General features: G+C 48.8%; 1 protein-coding gene. It reads left to right on the top strand.

Going from position 1 to position 412, the window contains the following annotated elements; all coding sequences use genetic code 11:
* Window positions 1–412, top strand: a 412-nt coding sequence (locus RJ41_RS19180) for a hypothetical protein (RefSeq protein WP_039221174.1), incomplete at both ends; no start/stop codon positions are given.

Raw genomic sequence — 412 nt, 5'->3', positions numbered from 1 at the left:
GCTCAGGCATACCGTTACTATGGCAAGATGTGAATGGCGATGGTGTGACTGAACTGGGTGTGTTTAGTGTAGGTGGTGGTGTGCCTAGTCTTTCCATTATAAATCCTGTGGATAGTGCGGAACTGTCGAACATTCGCTGGGCAGCGGGTGCTTACGTGCCCTCGTCTATAACGCCTATTGCGTTGCCTGATATGGATAGCGATGGCGTAATGGATATCGGGTTATTCGGTATTCGCCAAGATGAGGGTAACGAAGGTAAACCGCAGTTCTTTGTTCGAAGTGGCAGTACTGGCAAACGCATTTCTGTATTCAATTGGCCCGCAAACTGGAAGAACATGCAGGTTGTGGTGATGGATGACCTAACCGGTGATGGGGTACCTGAAATTGCTCTTGAGGGCACATTTAAAGATGG

Origin of the sequence: Alteromonas marina (assembly GCF_000808575.1) — a bacterium.
GTDB lineage: Bacteria > Pseudomonadota > Gammaproteobacteria > Enterobacterales > Alteromonadaceae > Alteromonas > Alteromonas marina_A.
The sequence above is the reverse complement of the archived record's forward strand: the minus strand, read 5'-3'. Positions and strand labels throughout refer to the sequence as shown.